Source organism: Kosakonia sp. MUSA4, assembly GCF_013085925.1.
Taxonomy (GTDB): domain Bacteria; phylum Pseudomonadota; class Gammaproteobacteria; order Enterobacterales; family Enterobacteriaceae; genus Kosakonia; species Kosakonia sacchari_B.
The window spans coordinates 3,252,716-3,274,825 of sequence record NZ_CP025697.1 but is presented as its reverse complement, the minus strand read 5'-3'; the positions used below and the strand labels follow the sequence as shown (position 1 = coordinate 3,274,825).

Here is a 22,110-nt window from a genome sequence, read left to right as displayed (position 1 = left end):
GTGTGAACGGGGCGCATATTATCGGTCACGTCCGGGCTTGTCAAAGGGTGGATCGCCTGAGCGCGATCGTTTGCTGACAATTTCGGCAACCTGTGCGTATGTCTGCTCAATAAACCCGCGTTTGCACTAGTATGGTGCAAAATACCCCTAATGGGGCAGATCGCAAACTGTTGTTTCAGTGATAATACCCTGTGTTGTAATTAGAAACTCTTATTATCCAGCCTGTTAAGCGTTAATTTCCTCCCTAACTAAAACTGGCAAGCATATTGCAACTCCTCCGACATCATAACAACCGGCGTTGGCATTGGTATCCCTTACAGGAGGCAAAATGAACTTAAGACGACTGAAATACTTCGTAAAAATCGTCGATATTGGAAGCCTGACTCAGGCAGCCGAAGTATTGCATATTGCGCAGCCCGCGCTGAGTCAGCAAGTCGCCACTCTGGAAGGTGAGCTGGATCAGCAATTGTTGATCCGTACTAAACGGGGCGTAACGCCCACGGAAGCAGGCAAAATTCTCTATACCCATGCGCGCATGATTTTGCGTCAGTGCGAACAGGCACAACTGGCGGTGAACAACGTTGGTCAGTGTTTGCGCGGCCAGGTTTCCATCGGCCTTGCGCCGGGCACGGCAGCGTCTTCGGTCACCATGCCATTATTACAGGCTGTGCGTACCGAGCTGCCTGAAGTGGCGGTCTATCTGCATGAAAACAGCGGCGCGGTGCTGAATGATAAATTGCTGAGTGGTCAACTGGATATGGCGGTGCTGTATGAGCGCGCGCCGGGTGCGGGAATCAATAGCCTGCCGCTGCTGAAAGAAGACCTCTATCTGGTCGGTACCCGTGATTGTCCGGGGCAGAGCGTGGACTTAACCGCAGTCGCTGAAATGAATCTGTTCCTGCCGCGTGACTATAGCGCTGTGCGTCTGCGTGTGGACGAAGCGTTCTCTCTGCGCCGTCTGACGGCAAAAATCATTGGCGAAATCGAATCCATTGCCACGCTGACCGCAGCCATCGCCAGCGGAATGGGCGTTACCGTATTGCCGGAATCTGCCGCGCGTTCGCTGTGTAGCGCAACCAACGGCTGGATGGCGCGTATTACCACACCATCAATGAACCTGCCGCTGTCGCTGAATGTTTCGGCCCGCGGCTCGTTGTCACCACAAGCGCAGGCGGTAAAAGATATTTTAATGTCTTTAGTCAGCCGTCCGGCCATGGAAAGCCATGAGTTGCAGTTGGTGAGTTAGTGATTATTCCTTAATGGAATAAGATGCTGGTTTTTATTATTTGTTCTGCCAGGCCACAGACTTTAACAATAGCGTTATGTCTGATCGGCCTGGAGGAAAGGGTGAATTTCCAGCAACTAAAAATAATCCGCGAGGCGGCGCGGCGGGATTACAACCTGACCGAGGTCGCCAACATGCTTTACACGTCGCAGTCAGGCGTCAGCCGTCATATCCGCGAGCTTGAAGAAGAGCTGGGGATTGAGATTTTCATCCGCCGTGGCAAACGGCTGCTGGGAATGACCGAACCGGGTAAAGCACTGCTGGTGATTGCCGAGCGCATCCTCAATGAGGCGAGCAACGTCCGTCGGCTCGCCGATCTCTTCACCAATGACACCTCCGGCGTGTTAACCATCGCCACCACGCATACGCAGGCGCGTTACAGCTTGCCGTCGGTGATCAAAGCGTTCCGCGCGCTGTTCCCGGAAGTCCGTCTGGAATTGATTCAGGGAACGCCGCAGGAAATCGAGTCGCTGCTGCATAACGGCGGAGCGGATATCGGTATCGCCAGTGAACGCTTAAGCAACGACAGTTCGCTGGCGGCTTTCCCGTGGTTCCGCTGGCATCACAGCTTACTGGTCCCGGAGGATCACCCGCTGGTGCAGTGCTCACCGCTGACGCTGGAAGATATCAGCCGCTGGCCGTTGATTACCTACCGCCAGGGGATCACCGGGCGTTCACGTATCGATGAAGCGTTTGGCCGCAAGGGGTTAATCCCTGATGTGGTGCTCAGCGCGCAGGACTCGGACGTGATTAAAACCTATGTCGAGCTGGGGCTGGGCGTCGGGCTGGTGGCGGAACAATCGAGCGGCGAGAACGAAGAGGGTAAGCTGGTGCGGCTGGATACGCAGCATCTGTTTGACGCCAACACCGTGTGGCTGGGGCTGAAACGCGGTCAGCTACAGCGCAATTACGTGTGGCGGTTTATCGAGCTGTGTAATGCCGGGCTGTCCGTAGATGATATTAAACGTCAGGTGATGGAGCCGGATGAAGCGGTGATTGATTACCAGATTTAAAAAAAAGACGCAGCGCATAAACGGCTGCGTCTTTTTCCTTATTATTTATGCCGTTGCGGTGTTTTCATCAACATCGCGGTGAGCGCCGAAAGCAGGCAACCTGCCGTCAGATACATCGCCACCGAATGCCATTCGCCTCCGGAGAACGTCACCAGCATGGCTGCGATAAATGGCGTAAAGCCGCCGCCCACCACGCTCGCAACCTGATAGCCCACTCCCGCGCCGCTATAGCGGTATCCTGCACCGAACATTTCGGTGAACATCGGCTGCTGTACGCAGACCACCATATCGTGGGCGATATTCGCCAGCATCAGTGAAAAGAGCACCACGCCGAAAATCGAACGTGCTTCCAGCGCCATAAAGAACGGGAATGCGCTCAGGGCGCCGAGTAACGCGCCGGTAATATAGATGCGACGTCGTCCGTAGCGATCCGCCAGCAACGCGAACAGCGGGATTGTCAGACAACTGATACCGCCGACCAGCAGGCCGATATTTAAAAACAGCTCGCGCGGCAGACCCAGGTTTTGCGTGGAGTAGTTCAGCGCGAAAGCGGTCACGATATACATGGTCAACAGTTCGCACAGGCGCAGGGCGATAATCTTCAAAAACGCGCCCGGATGGCGAACCAGTGCTTCAAACACCGGCAGCCGTTTTTTCTGCTGTTTTGCGTTTGCGGATTGAGCCTGCGCGTGTTCGAATTCGCTGGACTCTTCCATGCCGTTACGCACCCACAATGCGCCGAGCACCAGCACAATGCTGAACAGGAAAGGCAGACGCCAGCCCCAACTGAGGAACTGTGCGTTGCTGGTCATGCTGCTGATCAGCGACACCAGCCCGGTGGAGAGCAGCAAACCAACGCCATATCCCACCTGCACGCCGCTGCTGTAAAACGCTTTTTTGCCTGCGGGCGCGCTCTCAACGGCGAGCAGCGCCGCGCCGCCCCATTCGCCGCCAACGGCAAAGCCCTGGAGTGCGCGCAGGGTAACCAGTAAAGCGGGCGCCCACCAGCCAATGGTGGCGAACGAAGGCAAAATACCAATGCACGCCGTGGCGATACCCATCATCCAGACGGTCATCATCAGCATACGTTTACGGCCCAGACGATCGCCAAAATGGCCGAAGATGATGCCGCCCAGCGGGCGGAATAAAAAGCCGACGCCGAAGGTTGCGAAGGCAGCAAGCGTGCCCATTGTCGGATCGATCTGTGGGAAAAACTCTTTGTTAAACACCAGCGCCGCAGTAATGCCATAGAGTAAAAAGTCATACCAGTCGACGACCGCACCGGCAAAGCTACCCCAGGCAGCACGACGGGCACGGTTGAGAGAAGGGGCTTCCTCATCGGGGCGGGTTGTAATGAGCGTGGAATCCATAATTGTTCTGTCCGTTCCTCAAATTTCCAAATTTTTCTAGTTTTTTGTATAGGGAAAAGGTTACTCACATCGCATGCAGCAAAGTAAAAGCCGCTAATGAGACTACAGCGCCCGTCGCCAGGTGAAAACCTTTTTGGAAAGCAGGATGCATGAAAGGGGAATTTAACTCAGGGAAGCTGGCTGCGCAGAAGATTATCCGGTTGCTCCGGTCGATAAAGAGGATTTTCCCGCACGGCGAGATGAGTACATGATTATCATCACAGTTCCTTAACAGAGAGCTTGAGCCTGCTGGTGCGGTTGGTTATAACAACGCCTGGACGTTATCAGATAACCCTGAGCGAAACCTGATTGCGTTGAAGCCATAACAGCTTCAACGCAATCAGGTTTTTTTTTGCCTTGTTATGATGCCGGGACTGGCGCTGTACTCAAATTGCAGATTACAGGTAACGGCCAGGTGCTATGGATGCGTGGTTCAGGCGATAAATTTTGTGAAAAAGGTCGCGTAGAAAGATGGCTGCAATGATAGTAGGTAAAATACTCAGCAATAATGCGGTCCTGCTCACCAACGCAAAGCACGAAGAGGTGGTGGCGATAGGGCGCGGTATTGGCTTTGGCAAAAAACCGGGCGATAGGGTGGATGCCAGCGAAATTGAGAGCCAGTTTGTGAAAAAATCCGAGGGGCTGGCGGATGTCTTTTCGCAACTGCTGGCTGAGATCCCTCCGGCGCACCTGGCTATCACGCAGCGCATCATCAATCTGGCGCAGCAACGGCTGGCGATCACCGTACAGGACTCGCTGTTTCTGGCGCTTAGCGACCATATTAATTTCGCCATTCAACGCCAGACTAACGGGCTGGTGATCAAGAACTTTTTGCTGTGGGATATTAAACGCTTTTATGCTGAAGAGTTTGCCGTCGGGCTGGAAGCGCTGGGGCTAATCGAGCAGGCGCTGAGTATCTCTTTGCCACAGGATGAAGCCGGATTTATTGCTTTGCATCTGGCTAATGCAAAAAATAACAGCGATATGCAAAGCACCATGCACAGTGCGACCATCATTAAGGATGTACTGAGTATCCTGCAGTACGATCTGAAGCTGACCTATGATGAAGAGTCGCTGGATTACCAGCGTTTTGTCACGCATCTGAAATTTTTCGCCCTGCGGCTGCTGAACCGAAAAAACGTGATGCACGGCGACGACAGCATCTACCAGGGTATCACTGAAATGATGCCGACCGCCTGGGCCTGTGCGAAGAAAATCTGTCACTACGTGGATAAAAACTATGGCTGCCAGCTCACCACCGATGAGGTGATGTTTCTGACCATCCATATTAATCGCCTTAGCGGCGGTTAATGCGACTATCAGGTCACACTCCAGGGCGTAACTGAACCCATCAGGCGAAACCTGCTTTAGCACCGCATGCGACTATGCCGGTGTAAAGCAGGTTTTTTGTTTTTCAGGCCTCCGCTGAAAGCGCAGGTGAATTGACGATAGAAGGAGAGCGTAAGGATGAACAGGGTATTCCCGGAAGGATTTTTGTGGGGCGGTTCGGTGGCGGCTAACCAGGTCGAGGGGGCGTGGAACGAAGCGGGGAAAGGGGTTTCCACCTCCGATCTGCAGCCGCAGGGCATTCACGGTAAGGTGGTGGAGCGCGATGGCGTTAGTAGCGGCGTGAAAGATGTGGCTATCGATTTTTATCACCGCTATCCGGAAGATGTGAAGCTGTTCGCTGAAATGGGGTTCAAAGTACTGCGCACTTCCATCGCCTGGACGCGTATCTATCCCGAGGGCGATGAAACGCAGCCGAATGACGCGGGGCTGGCGTTTTACGACCGCCTGTTCGATGAAATGGCGCGCTACGGTATTCAGCCGCTGATCACGTTGTCCCACTATGAAATGCCGTATGGCCTGGTGAAGAAATACGACGGCTGGGGCGGTCGCGAAGTGATTGCGCTGTTTGAGCGCTATGCGCGTACGGTGTTTACCCGCTATCGCGATAAAGTGAAGTACTGGCTGACCTTCAACGAGATCAACATGGCGCTGCATGCCCCGTTTACCGGCGTCGGGCTGACGGGTGACAGAAGCAAGCAGGAGATCTACCAGGCGATTCATCATCAGCTGGTTGCCAGCGCCCGCGCGGTGAAGGCCTGCCATGAGATTATCCCGGATGCCAAAATCGGCAACATGCTGCTGGGAGGCGTTCGCTATCCGATTACTTGCAAACCGGAGGACGTGCTGAAGGCGCAAAGCGCGAATCGAGAGTGGTTGTTCTTTGGCGACGTGCAGGCGCGGGGAGCTTACCCTGCGTGGATCCAGCGTTTTTTCCGCGAAAACAATATTGCGTTGCATGTCACCACGCAGGATGCGGCCGATCTGAAAGAGACGGTGGATTTCATCTCATTCAGCTACTACATGAGCGGCTGTGCAGCGGCGCAACCGGCGCTGTATCAAAGTTCGCGTGCCAATATCATGCGTATGATCCCCAATCCGCATCTACAAAGTTCCGAGTGGGGCTGGCAGATTGACCCGCAGGGGCTGCGCTTCCTGCTTAACGAACTGCACGATCGCTACCGGAAACCGCTGTTTATCGTTGAAAACGGCCTCGGTGCGAAAGACGTTCCGGCGGAAGACGGCTCGATTCAGGACGATTACCGCATCCAGTATCTGCAGGCGCATCTGGTGCAGGTCAGAGAAGCCATCGAAGATGGTGTTGAGCTGTTAGGCTACACCAGCTGGGGCCCGATCGATCTGGTCAGCGCCGGTACCGCGCAGATGTCCAAACGGTATGGTTTTATCTATGTTGATCGTGATGATGAAGGTAACGGCACGCTGGAACGCCGCCGTAAAAAAAGCTTCTTCTGGTATCGCGATGTGATTGGCAGCAACGGCGCCAGCCTGAACGATCCAGTCTGATAGCCGCATGGCAGTACGCCCGGCGCACAGGGTGCCCGGGCGTACTGCGGTTATGGCGTTACCGTAACGATGGCGCGGCGATAAGCGACCAGCGACGGTTTGCCGTCGTCCTGCACCTGCAGGATGATATGGAACGGCGTTGGTGTTTTCACCGCAGGGGCGGTGAAGTTCAGCTCCTCGCGTTGGTTATTTTCCAGCTTAAGATCCGGGCCGAAGTGAATATTCATGGTGGTAGCCGTTGGTTCTTTATACTGCCACCAGTGGTAGCTGAGGTGGTTGTTATCGACATCGTGGGATCCCCGCGCTGACAGCTTCACCTCCTCGCCCGCTTTCACCTGTAGCCCAACGATCCTCTGACCCGGCTCTCCGTTAAGAACCAGTTGTGGATTATGGTTGGCCTTTTTCACGTCGGGAGTCACGCTCCACTGCATGCGTGCGGCAAAATCATTCTGGTACGCTTCGCGCCAGCGCCAGATGGTTGCACTGGCGGTGCGGTGACTTTTCCCATCAATGCCCGTTACCGTATCGGAGGTGCTCGTACGCAACCCGCTGCGGCTGTCGGGCGTTACCGCAGCATAGCGCCCGCCCCAACCACCATATTCCGGGTGCTCCGGGGCGTTCAGCCCGTTCTGCAGCAGGTAGAGGAACGAAGGGGTATCGCCTTCCATCGTGTATTCAATGGCCGGATAGGCCGCACCCAGCGGGCCCTGATTACGGATGTGCTGATCGAGCCAGCTATTGTTTACCTGGCTCATATCTCCCCCCTCGGCAAAGCGCGACGACATACCGCTCCAGGTAGCGATGAAGTAGTCATTCCAGGCGTGAATGCTGGTGATATAGCGCAGCGTCGGGAACTGCGCGCGGATCCATTCGCCGGTATTATCCTGATCGGAAATCGCATAAACGCGGATTTTGCTGACGAACGCCTCAACCTCTTGCGCACTGCGCGTGGCGCGCACATCGTATAGCGCCTGCGCGAGATCCACCGCGCCGCCCCAGACATTGATCCACAGCGGGCGTGTATCTTGCTTATCGACAGACTGAATAATCAGCGCCGAGGCGGCGGTGGATTTTCCCGCGCCGACATAATCCATACCGTAGCCTGCGCGCCCGGCACGTACCACCGACCGCAGCGCAGCGGCACTCGGGTAACCCTCCGCATGCTGGCGCAGATTGGGCAGGGCGAGTTCATAAGCGTCAATGCGTTTGAGCATCATTTCCGGGTTAACCCGATCCCGTAGCCAGGTGGAGGTCGTGGCAATCAGCCCCTCAACGTTAAATTCATTGCTGTACACCAGGAAGCGCACCAGCGACTGCGAGTCGTCTGGCTCATTGCCAATGTCGGATAAAATCAGAATACGCGTTTTCTCCTGCTCCGCCTGTGCCGGTGCGGCGAAGGCGCAAATGCTGGTCAGGGTGCAGGCGAGTAGCGCGCTGAGTTTTCGGTTTAATGAGGGCATAATATTTTCTCTGATGGGATCGCCAAAAACAAAAAAACCTGCTTTCCGTTGCCGGGTAGCAACAGAAAGCAGGTTTCGCCGATAAATCATGTAACGTCCTGAGGGCGTATTTATAAGAACAGGGGGGAAGCAGGTGCAATCATTATTGTTGATAAATGTGATGCAGGCACTTTATTTAACGTTTCGCTTCCCGCAGCGGAATGAAAATTTAGTGATAATTTTCACAAAATTGAATATGTCAGTGGCGTTTCCCCGTCAGTATTGTTAAAAGAAGGGCGTTCGTCAGGACGTGACCAGAATTCTCTGGGCGAAACCTGGGTAAAGCAGTGTGTTTCTCACACTATTTTATCCAGGTTTTTTTTTGCTTTTTTTCCTGCTGGCCAGCGGATACAGGCAACGAACGCATAATGCACTGGCAATTACTGTCGTATGTAAAACGGGAATTATCATTATGAATACTGAAGTGCTGGCAGGAAATATTCTTAAGCTGGTGGGGGGAGAGAACAACGTTGCCACGCTGGTGCATTGCGCCACGCGGTTGCGCTTTAAAATTATCGACAACAGCAAGGTCAACCAGCCGGAACTGGAGGCGCTGGACGGGGTTATTACCGTGGTTAAAGGCTCCGGCCAACTGCAGGTGGTTATCGGTAACCGCGTGCCGGACGTATTTCGCGCCATTGGCGCGATCTCCGGGCTGCTGGACGATAATAAAAGCAAACAGACGGTACCGGAGCAGAAAAACAGCGCTTCGCTGCTGGGGAGACTGATCGATCTGGTATCGGGGATTTTTACTCCACTGCTGGGCGCAATGGCTGCCGCCGGGGTATTAAAAGGTGCGCTGGCGATTGTGCTGGCGGCAGGCTGGATGACCAGCGCAGAGACTACCTATATTATTTTACATGCGGCATCCGACAGCCTGTTTTATTTCCTGCCGATGCTGCTGGCGATTACGTCAGCACGTAAATTTGAAACCAATATTTTTGTCGCGGTCTCGATTGCCGGGGCGTTGATTTATCCCAGCATTCAACAGTTATTTACCGCGGGCAATCCAGTCACCTTCTTCGGCCTGCCGGTAATGATGATGAAATATACCGGCACGGTCATCCCGATTATTTTCAGTGTCTGGTTAATGTCTATTTTTGAGCGCTTCCTTAACCGTCATATTCACGAAAGCGTGCGTAATATTCTGACGCCGTTCTTCCTGCTCACGCTGATGGTGCCGCTGACGTTAATGACCATCGGGCCTGTTGGCGTCTCGGTGAGTGAGGCTGTTGCTTCGTTGTTTGTCACCATTTATAGCGTAAACCCGATTATTGCCAGTGCGCTGATGGCCGCGGCCTGGCAGGTGTTGGTGATTTTCGGTGTGCACTGGGGCTTCGTGACGGTATTTATCAATGACATCTCGGTGATGGGGCACAGCTACCTGAAGGCGGCATCCAGTCCCTCGGTATTTGCTCAGTCTGGCGCGCTGCTGGCCGTGATGCTGCGCACCAAAGATAAGAAGCTGAAAGCGCTGGCGGGAAGTAGCTTTATCGCCTCGTTATTCGGCATCACCGAACCGGGCGTTTACGGTGTAACCCTGAAGCTGAAAAAGCCATTTATCTGCGCGGTAATCGCCGCCGGATTCGGCGGCGCCATTGTGGGCTATGCCAAAAGCTCGGCGATTTCCATGGGTATGCCGGGTCTGCTGACCCTGCCTATCTTCTACGGCGAAGGCTTCATCGGCTTTATTATCGGCTGCATCGTGGCGTTTGCCTCCAGTCTGGTTCTGACGCTGCTGGTTGGCTTTGACGACCCTGCACCGCAGCCCACACCAGGGGAAAAACGCAGCGCTGAAACAACGGCGGCGGCAAACGTAGCCCCGGTGGTGGACGAGCAGATTGCTGCGCCGATTTCAGGCCAAGTGATCCCGCTGACAGCCGTAGATGACAAAGTCTTCTCATCCGGTACTGTCGGGCAGGGCTTCGCCATTGTGCCGGATGAAGGACGCGTTTATTCACCGGTAGATGGCCATATCGCCAGTACCTTCGAAAGCGGCCACGCCATTGGCATTAGCTCCACCGGCGGTGCGGAGATATTGATCCATGTGGGCATTAATACCGTTCAACTGGAGGGCCAGTATTTTCAGATGCAAGTGAAAGAGGGCGATGTGGTGCAAAAAGGTCAACTCTTATTGACCTTCGATCTCGACGAAATTAAGAAGGCGGGTTATGACACGGTGACGCCTGTGATCGTGACCAATAGCGAAGCATGGCGTGAACTGTCTATCAGCGATAAACCGCATTCTCGCTCTGGCGAACCGGTGATGGCGCTGTTGCTGTAAATAAATATCTATAACGCTGTGTAAATAACGTCAGTTGCGGCGAGCGTGGTAGCCGCCACAGTAAATATAACGATGTTGGCAGTTAAATTGATCTATTCCTCCAGGACGTAACTGATTTAATTCAGGCGAGACCTGCAACCAGCGGAAATTAACTCTGCTGGCTGCGGGTCTTTTTTTTGGGGGGATACAATATCTAAGGGTAATAATGATGAAAGCGAACAAACAGAATTATAAAAAATCCATTATCGCGGCGGCTTTATTATCTTGCTATGCCGCGAGTGGCGAAGCTGCAGCGCAAAAGCTCACGCTGGAGCAGCGCATGGAAATGCTGGAAGCGCAACTGCGCGCTACTCAGCAGAAATTGCAGGCTTATGAAGATAAAGAACAGGCGCAGCAGCAAACCCTCGCCGCTACCGCTCCGACTGCACCCGCTCCATCTAAGGTGCAGACTGCTTCTGGCGCACCGTCGGCATCTGCCTCGACTGCGGTGATGACGGCATCTGCGACTCCCGCTGAACCGCTGGAACTGTCGCCCGACACGCTAAAAAAGATCAGCAAATATGTCCAGGATGATACCGGGTTTAAATACTCTGGCTATTTCCGTTCCGGTTGGGCAAGCACGACCAACGGCGGGCCGAAATCCTGGGCGGTGGGTTCCCTGGGCCGCTTCGGTAATGAATATGACGGCTGGTATAACCTGTCGCTAAAAAAACGTGCATGGCGAGAAGGTGACAAATCCATCTGGGCTAATGTGCAGTTTGAGGGAGATTTAGGCTTAACCCAGAGCAACGAATCCTTTGAGAAGGGGATATCCGGCGGTGGGTTGGGTAAACTCAGCAAGCTGTATGTTGAAGGTAACGGCCTGCTGCCATTCGCGCCGGAGGCCTCGCTGTGGATCGGTAAACACACGTTGCCGCAGTATGAAATCCAGTTGCTGGACTGGAAAAGCAACCGTACGCTTTCCGGCGCTGGCATCGGGATAGAAAACTGGACGCTGCCGTTGGGGGCGCTGAGCATGGCACTCACCCGCAACGACATTGATAACTACAGCACGGTGTGTGCGGCGGGTTCTTCAACCTGCAGCGACACCACCCAGGTTAACGTGAATATCGCCGAAGTTCGCTACAAGAATCTGCCGATAACCGACAACGTTACGCTGGAGCTGGGCGCGAAATATGCCTTCGCCAATCAGACTGATGAACAGAAAGAAGCGCAGGCGAATAACGATTACTACCAGGTAAAATCCTCCTGGCTGGGTCAGGCGATTTTGCGTAATCCGATTCTCAACGGCACCAATGAACTGACGCTTCAGGTGGCCGATAATTCGCTGGCCAGCCAGTTTATGAATATCTCCAGCGCCAATCCGGATTTCGATTACAACAGTTCGTATTATGGCATTCACAGCGGCGGCATCGGCTGGCGGCTGGTGAGCCAGGGGGAATTTTACCTGAGCGATAAGATTATTATGGCGCACGCCCTGGTGTACGGTCGTGGCCACGATCTCTATTCCACCTATACCGGCGCGCACACCGATTTTGAAACCGTACGTGCGGTGATCCGTCCGTCATGGATTTGGAGCCGCAATATGCAAACCGCGCTGGAGCTGGGCTATTTTAACCAGCAGAACCGCGCAAATAATCTCACATTTGATGAATCAGGTTATAAAGTGACGCTGGCGCAGGTGTTTAAGGTGGATACCAGCATTCTCAATTCACGCCCGGAAATCCGTTTATATTCTACGTATCTGAAAGCGCTTGAAAATGAGATCGACAGCACTACCTTCAATGATGGTAAAGACTATCAGATAAGCTTTGGCGTACAGGCGGAAGTGGTGTTCTGATTTTCCGCAGCGCCGGAAAACGCTCTGCTCTCCGCCATACTGGTGGAGAGCATTAATTCAAGTTTAATTCAGAGCTTATTACTGCATTGCGAGAGCACAAAATATTCATCAGCATAATTCGCACTTGCGTTATGCTGATGGTGAGCAAGTTCTTCATTCTCTTACTGACTCATCCCGCCATTGTTATTTTTAATGGCGGGATTTTTTATGATTTATTGGATGAGTTAATTTTTTGATTAGTATTAATACGTTATGCTTTGCCCTCTAAAATGAGGGCAGGGTATTTTATTCAAAATTGCTGCATGAACGAGTAAGGTTTAATATTCTTTAAAGAGGAGATCGATAACGTTATTTATCATTTCAATAAGCATTTCTTTATTTCCGTTCTCATCAAGAGATTGTAATGCAGTGCGTTGCGATAATCCTGCAAAGATGGATGCAATGATTTCCATACGTGTGTGTAGCTGCTTAATTTCATGCTCATCATTTTTTTTAGTTCTTTTAAGTAATTGCTCATTGAAACTGCTGCTAATGGCGTTATGGGACTCCTGAAGTACTTGTGAAACGTTAGGGTTGCGTACCGCTTCGGCAGCAATTTCAAGCCATAAACTAATAAACTCTGGAGAGGTATGAAGCTCAACCATGCGTGCCGTTTGCCTTTTAAGCGCCACGGCTAATTTCTCATCGGCTGGAGACAAGGCAATATCATTAATCAGTTCAAATATGGTGCTTTCCTGTTGCGCTACCAGGGCTTCCACGATGGCTTCTTTGTTCGCAAAATGATAATAAATGTGCCCGGGGCTCATACCGGCCTCTTTCGAAATTTTAGCAATACTGCATCCATGAAACCCCTGGTCACGGAAACATTTGGCCGCCGCATCGAGTACTTGCTTTCTCCTGTCTTTGCTTTTCACGCCAATTTCTTCGTCCTGTACATTGCTCATTTATTAGCCTCTTTAATATCTCTTGCAAGTCACATTTTAGTATGAATATACTAGAATGAATATTCAAACTACAGAGAGATCGTTCATGATGTTTGTGCCTTTTCGTCCTGCATATCCGGCGCTGTCAGTTCTCTTGTCGCTTACACTTCTCGGATGTGATCAGCCACAGCGGCCAGTTCAAAATTCGATTCCTGAAGTGGGAGTTGTGACGGTAAACGCAGCAAATGTCACGTTGACCACTGAACTCCCTGGTCGTACCTCGTCTTTCAGGACTGCTGAAGTACGTCCTCAGGTTGGCGGTATACTTCAAAAAAGATTGTTCGATGAAGGAACCCTTGTTGAAGCCGGTCAGGCATTGTATCAGATTGATCCTGCTCCTTATCGGGCGACGCTTGCTAAAGCAGAAGCTAACCTTGAATCATCAAAACTTTTAGCTCGACGATACGATCGCCTGGTGAAAACAGGAGCAATAAGCCAGCAGGATCGGGATGATGCACGTTCAACCTGGTTACAGGCGCAGGCTGATGTTGACTCCGCTCGCATTGATTTAGGTTATACACAAATAATCGCTCCAATATCTGGCCGCATCGGGCGCTCTTCCGTGACTCAGGGAGCGTTGCTGACCGCCAATCAGACTACTGCTCTTGCAACCATCCAGCAGCTTGATCCTATCTATGTTGATATTCCGCAATCTTCAACGGCACTTCTTAAATTGCAGGATGAATTTGCCGCAGGCCGCCTGAAACGAAATGGCGACCAACAGGCTGAAGTCAAACTCACCCTCGACAATGGCACTGAATATTCGCATCCGGGCCGAATAAAACTTTCAGAAGTAACAGTAGATGAAAGTACGGACTCTGTAATTATACGCGCCGAGTTTCCTAATCCGGACGGACGGCTGCTGCCGGGTATGTTCGTCCGCGCCAAATTACAAGAAGGGGTGAACGAGAATGCCCTGCTTGTTCCACAAAGAGGAATCACCCGTGATCCGACTGGGCAGGCCTCGGCTCTTGTCGTTGGCAAAGATAGCAAGGTGATCCGCAAAACGGTTGTTACCGATCGCGTTGTAGGTAATCAGTGGCTAATACGAGACGGGTTGCAAAGTGGCGATCGTGTCATTGTGGATGGAACGCAAAAAGCCCAGCCAGGTAGTGAAGTCAAGATTGTTCAGGCGACGTCTCCCGCGCTTGAAGTCGCTAATCAGCCTAAGTAAGGAGCCGTAATGTCACGTTTTTTTATTGACCGCCCCGTACTTGCATGGGTTGTAGCCATTATTATTATGCTGGCTGGCGTGCTTTCTATAATCAAATTACCTATTAACCAGTATCCTAATATTGCTGCTCCTGCGATTGCCGTGACGGGATCTTATCCGGGAGCATCGGCAGATACCGTTCAGGATACTGTGGTGCAAGTTATCGAACAGCAACTGAATGGTCTCGATAATTTGCGCTATCTAAAATCTGAGAGTAATTCGGATGGCTCATTCACCATTACAGTCACCTTTAATCAAGGAACAGACCCGGATATTGCTCAGGTTCAGGTACAAAATAAACTATCGCTGGCAACGCCTCTAATACCGGATGAAGTTCAGAATCAAGGGATCCGGGTTGCTAAATATCAGATTAACTTTTTAATTCTTGCCGGACTTGTTTCCACTGATGGTCGTATGAGCAGCTTTGACCTCGGTGATTATCTGGTTTCTCACATCCAGGATCCGTTAACCCGTATTACCGGGGTGGGTGATTTCACTATGTTGGGGTCCCAGTATGCGATGCGTATCTGGATGGATCCGAATAAGCTGAATGGATATAAACTTACCCCGTTGGATGTCAGCTCTGCTATTCAGGCGCAAAACGTACAGGTATCCGCGGGCCAGTTAGGCGGTTTACCAACCAATGAAAATATTGAACTGAGTGCAACTGTCATTGGCAAGACCAGATTCACAACTCCTGAACAATTTGAAAATATACTTCTGAAGGTTCAGCCCGATGGATCCCGTGTGTTACTTAAGGATGTGGCCAAAGTAAAACTGGGATCTGAGAGTTTCTCAATACAATCAAAATATGGCAAAGATCTTCCCAGTTCAGCTATTGCGTTACGCCTGGCAACCGGTGCCAATGCGCTGGACACCATTAAAGCTGTCAAAGCAAAGCTGGATGAGCTTAAACCGGGTTTACCGGAAGGCGTGGAAATTATTTATCCTTACGATACGTCTCCTGTTATAAGTGCCTCAATAGAGGGAGTGGTGCATACCCTTATTGAAGCGATAGTCCTCGTTTTTGTCGTGATGCTGCTTTTTTTGCAAAACTGGAGAGCAACACTTATTCCTACACTCGCTATTCCGGTCGTTTTGCTGGGCACATTCGGCATTATGGCCGCATTTGGTTTTACAATTAATATATTAACCATGTTTGGCCTGGTACTCGCTATCGGACTTCTCGTCGACGATGCCATCGTTGTTGTGGAGAACGTCGAGCGACTGATGGAAGAAGAGAAGCTTCCGCCGCTCGAAGCGACCCGAAAATCGATGGAACAGATTTCTGGTGCTCTGGTTGGCATTGGTTTGGTTCTTTCCGCTGTATTTCTTCCGATGGCGTTTTTCGGTGGTTCAACGGGTGTGATTTATCGCCAATTCTCTATCACTATTGTTTCTGCGATGGCGTTGTCGGTGCTCGTTGCGCTAATTTTTACTCCGGCATTATGCGCAACGATCCTGAAACAAACGCATCATGGTGCGCAGGCTAAAAAGGGATTTTTCGGCTGGTTTAACCGTAAATTTGAACGCGGCACTTCGCTTTATCGCAATGGCGTCGAACGTACATTGAGGGCCAGAAAACGAGCGATGCTTTTCTTTCTGGCAATCATCGCTTTACTTATTGCGCTATTCCCACAAATACCAACGTCATTCCTGCCTGATGAAGATCAGGGAAATCTCTTTGTGCAGGTACAGATGCCCCCAAACAGCAGTGCGGAGCAGACTCAGAAAGTATTAACCAAAATATCGGAGTATTTTCTGACCCAGGAAAAAGACATGGTTGCCACGACAATGCTGGTCAATGGATTTAACTTCGCAGGGCGTGGCCAGGGTTCCGCTATGGTGTTTGTGGGACTTAAGCCATGGAATGAAAGGAAAGGTTCGGTATTTGAACTGGCTGGCAGGTCAATGGGATATTTCAGCACAATAAAAGAGGGAACGGTTATTTCTTTCGCCCCCCCGGCGGTAATGGAATTGGGTAATGCCACTGGTTTTAACCTGTTTATTCAGGATACAACCGGAGGCGGACATGAAAAATTAATGCAGGCGCGGAATATGTTTCTTGGGATGGCTGCCCAAAATCCCGCACTGAAAATGGTTCGACCCAACGGTATGAATGATGAGCCACAATATCAAATTCTGATTGATGACGAGAAAGTCCAGGCTCTGAAACTCAGTCTCTCTGACGTAAATAACACGATGTCCGCAGCCTGGGGTTCAACGTATGTTAATGACTTCAATGATCGCGGACGTGTTAAAAAAGTTTATATCCAGGGGGAAGCCAGCTCACGTATTTCTCCGCAAGATTTCGATAAATGGTACGTACGTAATAGTGACGGAGAGATGGTCTCATTCTCGTCGTTCGCCAGTGGGAAATGGACTTATGGTTCACCGAAACTGGAGCGTTATAACGGTTTACCGGCAGTTGAACTTCTTGGCGAACCCGCACCGGGGTATAGCTCCGGGGATGCGATGAAGGCGGTGGAAGAGATCGCGGCAAAATTGCCACCAGGTTTAAATGTTGCCTGGACAGGTCTTTCATTTGAAGAACGCCTTTCAGGCTCGCAAGCACCAGCGCTTTATGCTCTGTCGCTAATCATTGTATTCCTCTGTCTGGCAGGCCTTTATGAAAGCTGGAGTATTCCTTTCTCAGTAATGTTAGTCATACCGCTGGGTGTTATTGGCGCTGTCAGTGCGACTCTTTTACGAGGATTGGGGAACGATGTTTTCTTCCAGGTTGGGTTATTAACGACGATTGGTCTGTCTGCAAAGAATGCGATATTAATTGTTGAATTTGCGCGCGATCTTCATGAAAAAAATGGAATGTCATTTTCGCAGGCAGCTATTGAGGCAGCCAGAGTCCGCTTACGACCCATTATTATGACATCACTGGCATTTATTGTTGGTGTTATTCCTCTCGCTATTGCTTCGGGAGCCAGCTCTGGAAGCAAGCATGCCATTGGTACTGGCGTTGTTGGCGGGATGCTTACAGCGACCGTATTAGCTATTTTTTATATCCCGCTGTTTTATGTTCTTGTTGCTGGTTTTTTTACCAGGAACAGAAGCAAAAAAGAAGCATTAACTATTGCTGAAGAAAAATAGCCGTATGTAAGGTATTGGTATCCATCAGAGATACCAATACTAAAATCCTCAATCTGAGCAGTAATGTTTATACGATAAATTTTAATTTATTCTGGAGGCTTGAAAATGGCCAGACGAACCAAGCAAGATGCTGAAGAAACCCGCGAGCATATTCTGGATGCGGCTGAGCAATGCTTCCGGGATTCAGGTATTTATCGCACAACGTTACAGATGATAGCAATGAAAGCTGGCTGTACGCGAGGCGCTATTTATTGGCATTTCAGGGAAAAGAACGATCTTTTTAAACAGGTTATTGAGCGTACGCCGCTCTTACTTTTTACGGAAGTTGAAGATCTGGTAATGCGTGCAGAATCTGTTATAGCGTTACGCCACTGTTTGTTAAGGGAAATTGAATGCGTTAAGAGAAATAAACATCTTCGAAATGTTATCGAGATGACTGTCTTCCGCTGTGAATATCCTGACGAAGTCAATGATCATGATATTCTGGTGGGGGATAAAATGGATAAATTATTCGTCATGATAGATTCTGTTTTATCCGAAGCCCAAAAAAATGGAAGGATTCATGCTGATATTTCGACAACAATACTCAGCTCGATGATTTTCTATGTTTTTATGGGGGCGCTCAGGTCGATAGTTATGATGCCAAACGATACGTTACTTTATCGTTACTCTCAATCAGCGCTGGATTTCGCTTTTGATATGGCTATTGGGAATAAGGCGGTGTGTAATGAAAAATGATTTTATTTATGATCTTACCGAATGGATAGAATCTCAACTCGCATCAAAATTATCCCTGGATATTGTGGCGGCTAAGTCAGGATATTCGAAATGGTATTTACAGCGGGTTTATCATGCGTTAACGGGAGTTACTCTAAGCAGGTATATCCGGCTTAGAAAATTATCCGCCGCTGCTGCTGAATTACAGATAACTAAAACACATATTCTCGATATTTCTTTGAAGTATGGTTTTACTACGCAGCAGGCTTTCACCCGCTCATTCAAAAGTTATTTTCATCAGACCCCTGCAAAGTATAGAAATAACAATGAATGGGATTGTTCACAGCTCTATCCGCCATATCAGAGGATAATACATCCGGTACCCGAACCGGACATTATTTCATTACCAGAACAAATTTTTCTCGGCATAGAACACTCTTTTCCTTGTGCTTTTGAAGAGATCGTTAAGTTCAATATAGATGTTCGAATGAATTTTTTTAACCGGTATCTCAGGGACTACCAGGAGCTACCTTCTTACGTCTATGGTATCAGTCATTTTGAACCGAACATCGCAATAAATTCAGGTGTTGTTATCAAGTACTTTACAGCAATAGATTATCAGAATTTATATTCCATGAAGAGTAAAGTACAAAAAATAATAATCCCTGAAGGTCATTATGCACAATTTAATTATTCGGGTACAAAAGCCGGATTTCAGCAATTTATTATGGACGTGAACCGTTATCATTTGCCCAGGTTAGATATCACAAGGAGAAAGGGTAATGATATAGAACGTTATTTTCTTTCCGGGCCGAAGAGACATTCATTACATTCAAGTTTTATAAGTTGTAGCTATTTAGTGCCCTGTGCGGATGTATTACATAAATCTGTTTCAGGCAGATTTATGTAATACGTGTATAAAGCGATAGTTTCAAATAGTCAGGCGCGCTTTCTATGCTAGTCACCGGGCTTAAAATTCAGACATTGCAATATGATTATCCTCAGAAGGGTAGGTTATGAAGAAAAATTTATTTATTGTTATACCGGTACTCTTCAGTCTAACGGCCTGTAACTTACAGCCGAAGTATGAACGCCCATCTGTACCTATTTCCGGAAAATGGGCGAGTAATGCGCATACGAATAGAACTTCAGATCTTGCATGGCAAAAGTTTTTCGATGATGACACATTAAAACTACTGGTAGAATTATCCCTTAAAAATAATAGAGATCTCAGAGTTGCTGCTTTAAATATAGAGTCAGCCAGAGCACAGTACAGGATTGAAAGAGCCGCTTTATTCCCAACCATCGAGGCTAATGGTAGCCAGACTTCGGCCCATCTGCCTGGCAATCTGTATTCTACGCAGACTTCCGGGCCTGTGTCATACCAGCAATATGAAGCGAATCTTGGTGTAACATCCTGGGAAATTGACTTCTTTGGCAGACTTAGAAGTTTGAAAGCACAGGCGCTCGAAAATTATCTTTCGACTGAGGCTACTGCTCACGCCACACAAATTAGTCTTGTATCAGAGGTCGTATCGGGCTATTTGACCCTTTGTGCAGATAAAGATTTACTTAATGTGGCAACAGATACTGCTACAAGTCAGCGTAAAACGTATGATCTGACTAAACAACGGTATGAGATGGACATCGCAAATGAACAGGATCTTGCTCAGGCGGAAACTTCATTAAGAAGTGCTGAGGCTGAAGTTTACCAATACACCCGTCAGGTGAAACAGGATACCAATGCTTTACAGCTATTACTTGGTACTAATGTACCGGCCAATATTGTAGAAAATGCGACTTTACTTAAGACATGGAATTTCCCGGCGTTACCTGATGGAATATCGTCAGAAGTACTGACAAACAGGCCGGATATCATTGCTGCCGAACATACCCTTAAGGCAGCTAATGCGAATATTGGCGCGGCCAGAGCCGCTTTCTTCCCTACCATCAGCCTTACTGCTTCCGGAGGATCGGCTTCAGATAGCCTTGGACATTTGCTTGAAGGGGGCACCGCTGCCTGGTCATTCGTTCCCAGCATAAGTGTGCCAATATTTGATGGTGGAAAAAACAAGGCAAATCTGGACGTTGCAGAAGTCTCCAAAAGAATTGAAATAGCGAATTATGAGAAAGCGATACAGCAGGCATTTAAGGAGGTATCAGATGCTTTAGCGGGTCAAGCGACCTATAAGCATGAACTGGCCGCTCGGGTACAAGATACTGCGGCAAATCAGCGCTACTACACTCTTGCAAATAGTCGATATCAGGAAGGTGTGGATGGATATCTCAATGTCCTTGTCGCTGAACGTTCTTTATTTCAGGCAAGGAAAACTGAAATTTCGACTCGTTTAAGTGAAATAACACAGCAGGTTACTCTTTATAAAGTTCTCGGTGGCGGCTGGAAAGCGTAGCACCTGAATCAAGAAATGACGGCAAATTGCCGTCATTTAACTTTTATCTCTTTAGCCTGAGGCGACAGAATGAAATGAGAGAGTAATATTAATTTTTCATTTAAGATGGAGAATATTTTTTAACTGAGACGGCTACTGGCTGCATTAGGGGAGAAGGGGATTTCAGATATTTGTGGTCGTTCGAATTATATAACAACTGTCTTTACTAAAGAATAATGGAAGTTTTTGCTTCTTTTTATGGCTATTACTTAACAATAACTCTATTGTAAAATACAATCGCCTGAATTTTACTTTCTAAATAAAAGGTAAATAAGGTAACCTGTGAGTAATATACATGCAATATTTATGACAGCCAGTCCCATAGCTACACCAACAATACTGCATCTAAACAAATAATTGAATAGCACATACTCTGTCAGTTGTGAAAAATAGAACGATAATAACATTATTAACATACTACAAAAGAGAATGGAGAAGCATGTTAATAAAAAATTTTTAGCTTTTGATTTTTTCATGATCATTATTAATGATTTTGAGTATGAAAATTATATTAGTCATTTACTTGCCTGGTTTTAGCCGTTTTATTTTATAAGATTTCAGTGGGAATTTTATTGGGAAAGAGGTTAGTATGATCATACTAACCTCTCTGCAATTGTCAACCTTCTTGTCGGAAGAGTGAGCGGTTTTGTAAAAATATAGTGAGTTTACTTATTGTTTTTTAATAAATACTGCCGTTTTACCTTGTTATAATGAAAATATTAGGCGTTGTGATTTTATTCAAGGAGTCGAGGGTTAACGATTGCCAGCGTATCCATTCGCAGCTGTAGTTCACGGCTGAAGGAAAGGGAATGAATCCATTCTTTGATATAGGGGAAGTGCTGTTTACTGAGTCCCGCAGATCAGTGCATTCAGTTTTCAATCGCTGATCGGCTGAACCCTGATTTAGACGTGAGCTACCTGGATTGACACGCAGATACAGATCGTGCGAATCAAAGACTTTATAAGGTTTGCAAGAAGGTATTTGGTAGTCACTTCATAATCGAACTGAAATGACGTCAGATTGGACTACTGATGTTTCCCGATGCGGAGGGAAAACTGAAAGGCACCGGGAAGGGTTCTCACGCTTACCTTTTGAATCTGTATCAAGATAGAGATTCGCGAAGAGGCATGAAAGCAGGAAATTGGCTCCTCTGACTGGGATCGCCTTTGCCAGTAATTGGCTAATAAGTAAGCTAAATCAGAATCCACTTCCTGTCAAGACCACCAGAATGACCACCTTTTTAAGCAGGTATGTTTTTGGATAACCAACTTTGATGCCGAGGATATATTAACAATAATTGCTAGTACGCTACAGTTGACTGTTCCATTGCACCCTACAATATTTAATATCTGATACTACAGTTCATAGTCCTCATCATATTGCTGTAAAAATATACAGTGTTGGTCGTTTTACCTTTTGGTATTAATATTCAATAAGTTA

The 22,110-nt window shown here is 48.9% G+C and carries 14 protein-coding genes and 1 pseudogene; 11 read left to right on the top strand and 4 right to left on the bottom strand.

Features of this window, described 5'->3' with window-relative positions; translation table 11 throughout:
* Positions 1–328: 328 nt before the first annotated feature.
* Both nac and cbl read left to right on the top strand, forming a co-directional pair.
* Positions 329–1,246, top strand: coding sequence for a nitrogen assimilation transcriptional regulator NAC (gene nac / locus C0557_RS15535; RefSeq protein ID WP_007371389.1), 918 nt, complete (start codon positions 329–331; stop codon positions 1,244–1,246).
* Between the two features lie 101 nt (positions 1,247–1,347).
* Positions 1,348–2,298, top strand: a complete 951-nt coding sequence (gene cbl, locus C0557_RS15530; RefSeq protein ID WP_074779742.1) for an HTH-type transcriptional regulator Cbl — start codon at positions 1,348–1,350, stop codon at positions 2,296–2,298.
* Positions 2,299–2,339: 41 nt separating this feature from the next.
* Here the strand turns inward: cbl and shiA are convergent, their stop codons facing one another.
* On the bottom strand, positions 2,340–3,668 hold the full coding sequence (shiA, locus tag C0557_RS15525) for a shikimate transporter (RefSeq protein WP_208659282.1): 1,329 nt from the start codon (positions 3,666–3,668) through the stop codon (positions 2,340–2,342).
* A 519-nt stretch (positions 3,669–4,187) separates the two neighbouring features.
* On the opposite strand from shiA, the gene licT reads away from it, so the two are divergent.
* The gene (licT, locus tag C0557_RS15520) at positions 4,188–5,018 is read left to right on the top strand and encodes a BglG family transcription antiterminator LicT (RefSeq protein ID WP_208662977.1); all 831 of its coding nucleotides are present in this window, start codon (positions 4,188–4,190) and stop codon (positions 5,016–5,018) included.
* 156 nt (positions 5,019–5,174) lie between these two features.
* Positions 5,175–6,578, top strand: coding sequence for a glycoside hydrolase family 1 protein (locus tag C0557_RS15515; protein ID WP_208659279.1), 1,404 nt, complete (start codon positions 5,175–5,177; stop codon positions 6,576–6,578).
* 50 nt (positions 6,579–6,628) lie between these two features.
* Here the strand turns inward: C0557_RS15515 and C0557_RS15510 are convergent, their stop codons facing one another.
* Positions 6,629–8,038, bottom strand: coding sequence for a DUF1593 domain-containing protein (locus C0557_RS15510; protein ID WP_208659277.1), 1,410 nt, complete (start codon positions 8,036–8,038; stop codon positions 6,629–6,631).
* Positions 8,039–8,489: 451 nt separating this feature from the next.
* Between C0557_RS15510 and C0557_RS15505 the strand changes: the two genes are divergently transcribed.
* The gene (locus tag C0557_RS15505; RefSeq protein WP_208659275.1) at positions 8,490–10,361 is read left to right on the top strand and encodes a beta-glucoside-specific PTS transporter subunit IIABC; all 1,872 of its coding nucleotides are present in this window, start codon (positions 8,490–8,492) and stop codon (positions 10,359–10,361) included.
* A gap of 205 nt (positions 10,362–10,566) precedes the next feature.
* Complete coding sequence (locus tag C0557_RS15500) at positions 10,567–12,201, top strand: carbohydrate porin (RefSeq protein WP_253073727.1); 1,635 nt, start codon at positions 10,567–10,569, stop codon at positions 12,199–12,201.
* A gap of 317 nt (positions 12,202–12,518) precedes the next feature.
* Here C0557_RS15500 and C0557_RS15495 read toward each other — a convergent pair whose 3' ends face one another.
* Positions 12,519–13,145, bottom strand: coding sequence for a TetR/AcrR family transcriptional regulator (locus C0557_RS15495; RefSeq protein WP_074780926.1), 627 nt, complete (start codon positions 13,143–13,145; stop codon positions 12,519–12,521).
* Positions 13,146–13,200: 55 nt separating this feature from the next.
* On the opposite strand from C0557_RS15495, the gene C0557_RS15490 reads away from it, so the two are divergent.
* The 5 genes from C0557_RS15490 (at position 13,201) to C0557_RS15470 (ending at position 20,630) form a co-directional block, all read left to right on the top strand.
* Entirely contained in the window at positions 13,201–14,358 is a 1,158-nt protein-coding gene (locus C0557_RS15490) for an efflux RND transporter periplasmic adaptor subunit (RefSeq protein ID WP_305798043.1), read from the top strand.
* Positions 14,359–14,367: 9 nt separating this feature from the next.
* Positions 14,368–17,502: an efflux RND transporter permease subunit gene (locus tag C0557_RS15485; RefSeq protein WP_208659273.1), complete on the top strand. Its 3,135-nt coding sequence runs from the start codon at positions 14,368–14,370 to the stop codon at positions 17,500–17,502.
* Positions 17,503–17,607: 105 nt separating this feature from the next.
* Positions 17,608–18,240 (top strand): TetR family transcriptional regulator, encoded by a 633-nt coding sequence (locus tag C0557_RS15480; protein WP_208659271.1) that lies wholly within the window; start codon positions 17,608–17,610, stop codon positions 18,238–18,240.
* A complete protein-coding gene (locus tag C0557_RS15475) occupies positions 18,230–19,129 on the top strand; it encodes a helix-turn-helix domain-containing protein (protein ID WP_208659269.1) in 900 nt (299 codons plus the stop codon). The genes C0557_RS15480 and C0557_RS15475 overlap by 11 nt, the downstream gene beginning before the upstream one ends.
* A 106-nt stretch (positions 19,130–19,235) precedes the next feature.
* A complete protein-coding gene (locus C0557_RS15470) occupies positions 19,236–20,630 on the top strand; it encodes an efflux transporter outer membrane subunit (RefSeq protein ID WP_208659267.1) in 1,395 nt (464 codons plus the stop codon).
* Positions 20,631–21,771: 1,141 nt separating this feature from the next.
* On the opposite strand, the pseudogene C0557_RS27690 reads toward C0557_RS15470, so the two are convergent.
* A pseudogene (locus tag C0557_RS27690) lies at positions 21,772–21,954 on the bottom strand (hypothetical protein); the annotation flags it as partial.
* Positions 21,955–22,110: the final 156 nt, after the last annotated feature.

Bases quoted from the DNA above. Each gene is read 5' to 3' on its own strand.
- C0557_RS15500 (WP_253073727.1), top strand. From the start codon at position 10,567: ATGATGAAAGCGAACAAACAGAATTATAAAAAATCCATTATCGCGGCG.
- C0557_RS15480 (WP_208659271.1), top strand. From the start codon at position 17,608: ATGGCCAGACGAACCAAGCAAGATGCTGAAGAAACCCGCGAGCATATT.
- C0557_RS15490 (WP_305798043.1), top strand. From the start codon at position 13,201: ATGAATATTCAAACTACAGAGAGATCGTTCATGATGTTTGTGCCTTTT.
- C0557_RS15485 (WP_208659273.1), top strand. From the start codon at position 14,368: ATGTCACGTTTTTTTATTGACCGCCCCGTACTTGCATGGGTTGTAGCC.
- C0557_RS15475 (WP_208659269.1), top strand. From the start codon at position 18,230: ATGAAAAATGATTTTATTTATGATCTTACCGAATGGATAGAATCTCAA.
- C0557_RS15505 (WP_208659275.1), top strand. From the start codon at position 8,490: ATGAATACTGAAGTGCTGGCAGGAAATATTCTTAAGCTGGTGGGGGGA.
- nac (WP_007371389.1), top strand. From the start codon at position 329: ATGAACTTAAGACGACTGAAATACTTCGTAAAAATCGTCGATATTGGA.
- C0557_RS15495 (WP_074780926.1), bottom strand. From the start codon at position 13,145: ATGAGCAATGTACAGGACGAAGAAATTGGCGTGAAAAGCAAAGACAGG.
- C0557_RS15470 (WP_208659267.1), top strand. From the start codon at position 19,236: ATGAAGAAAAATTTATTTATTGTTATACCGGTACTCTTCAGTCTAACG.
- licT (WP_208662977.1), top strand. From the start codon at position 4,188: ATGATAGTAGGTAAAATACTCAGCAATAATGCGGTCCTGCTCACCAAC.
- C0557_RS15515 (WP_208659279.1), top strand. From the start codon at position 5,175: ATGAACAGGGTATTCCCGGAAGGATTTTTGTGGGGCGGTTCGGTGGCG.
- C0557_RS15510 (WP_208659277.1), bottom strand. From the start codon at position 8,038: ATGCCCTCATTAAACCGAAAACTCAGCGCGCTACTCGCCTGCACCCTG.
- shiA (WP_208659282.1), bottom strand. From the start codon at position 3,668: ATGGATTCCACGCTCATTACAACCCGCCCCGATGAGGAAGCCCCTTCT.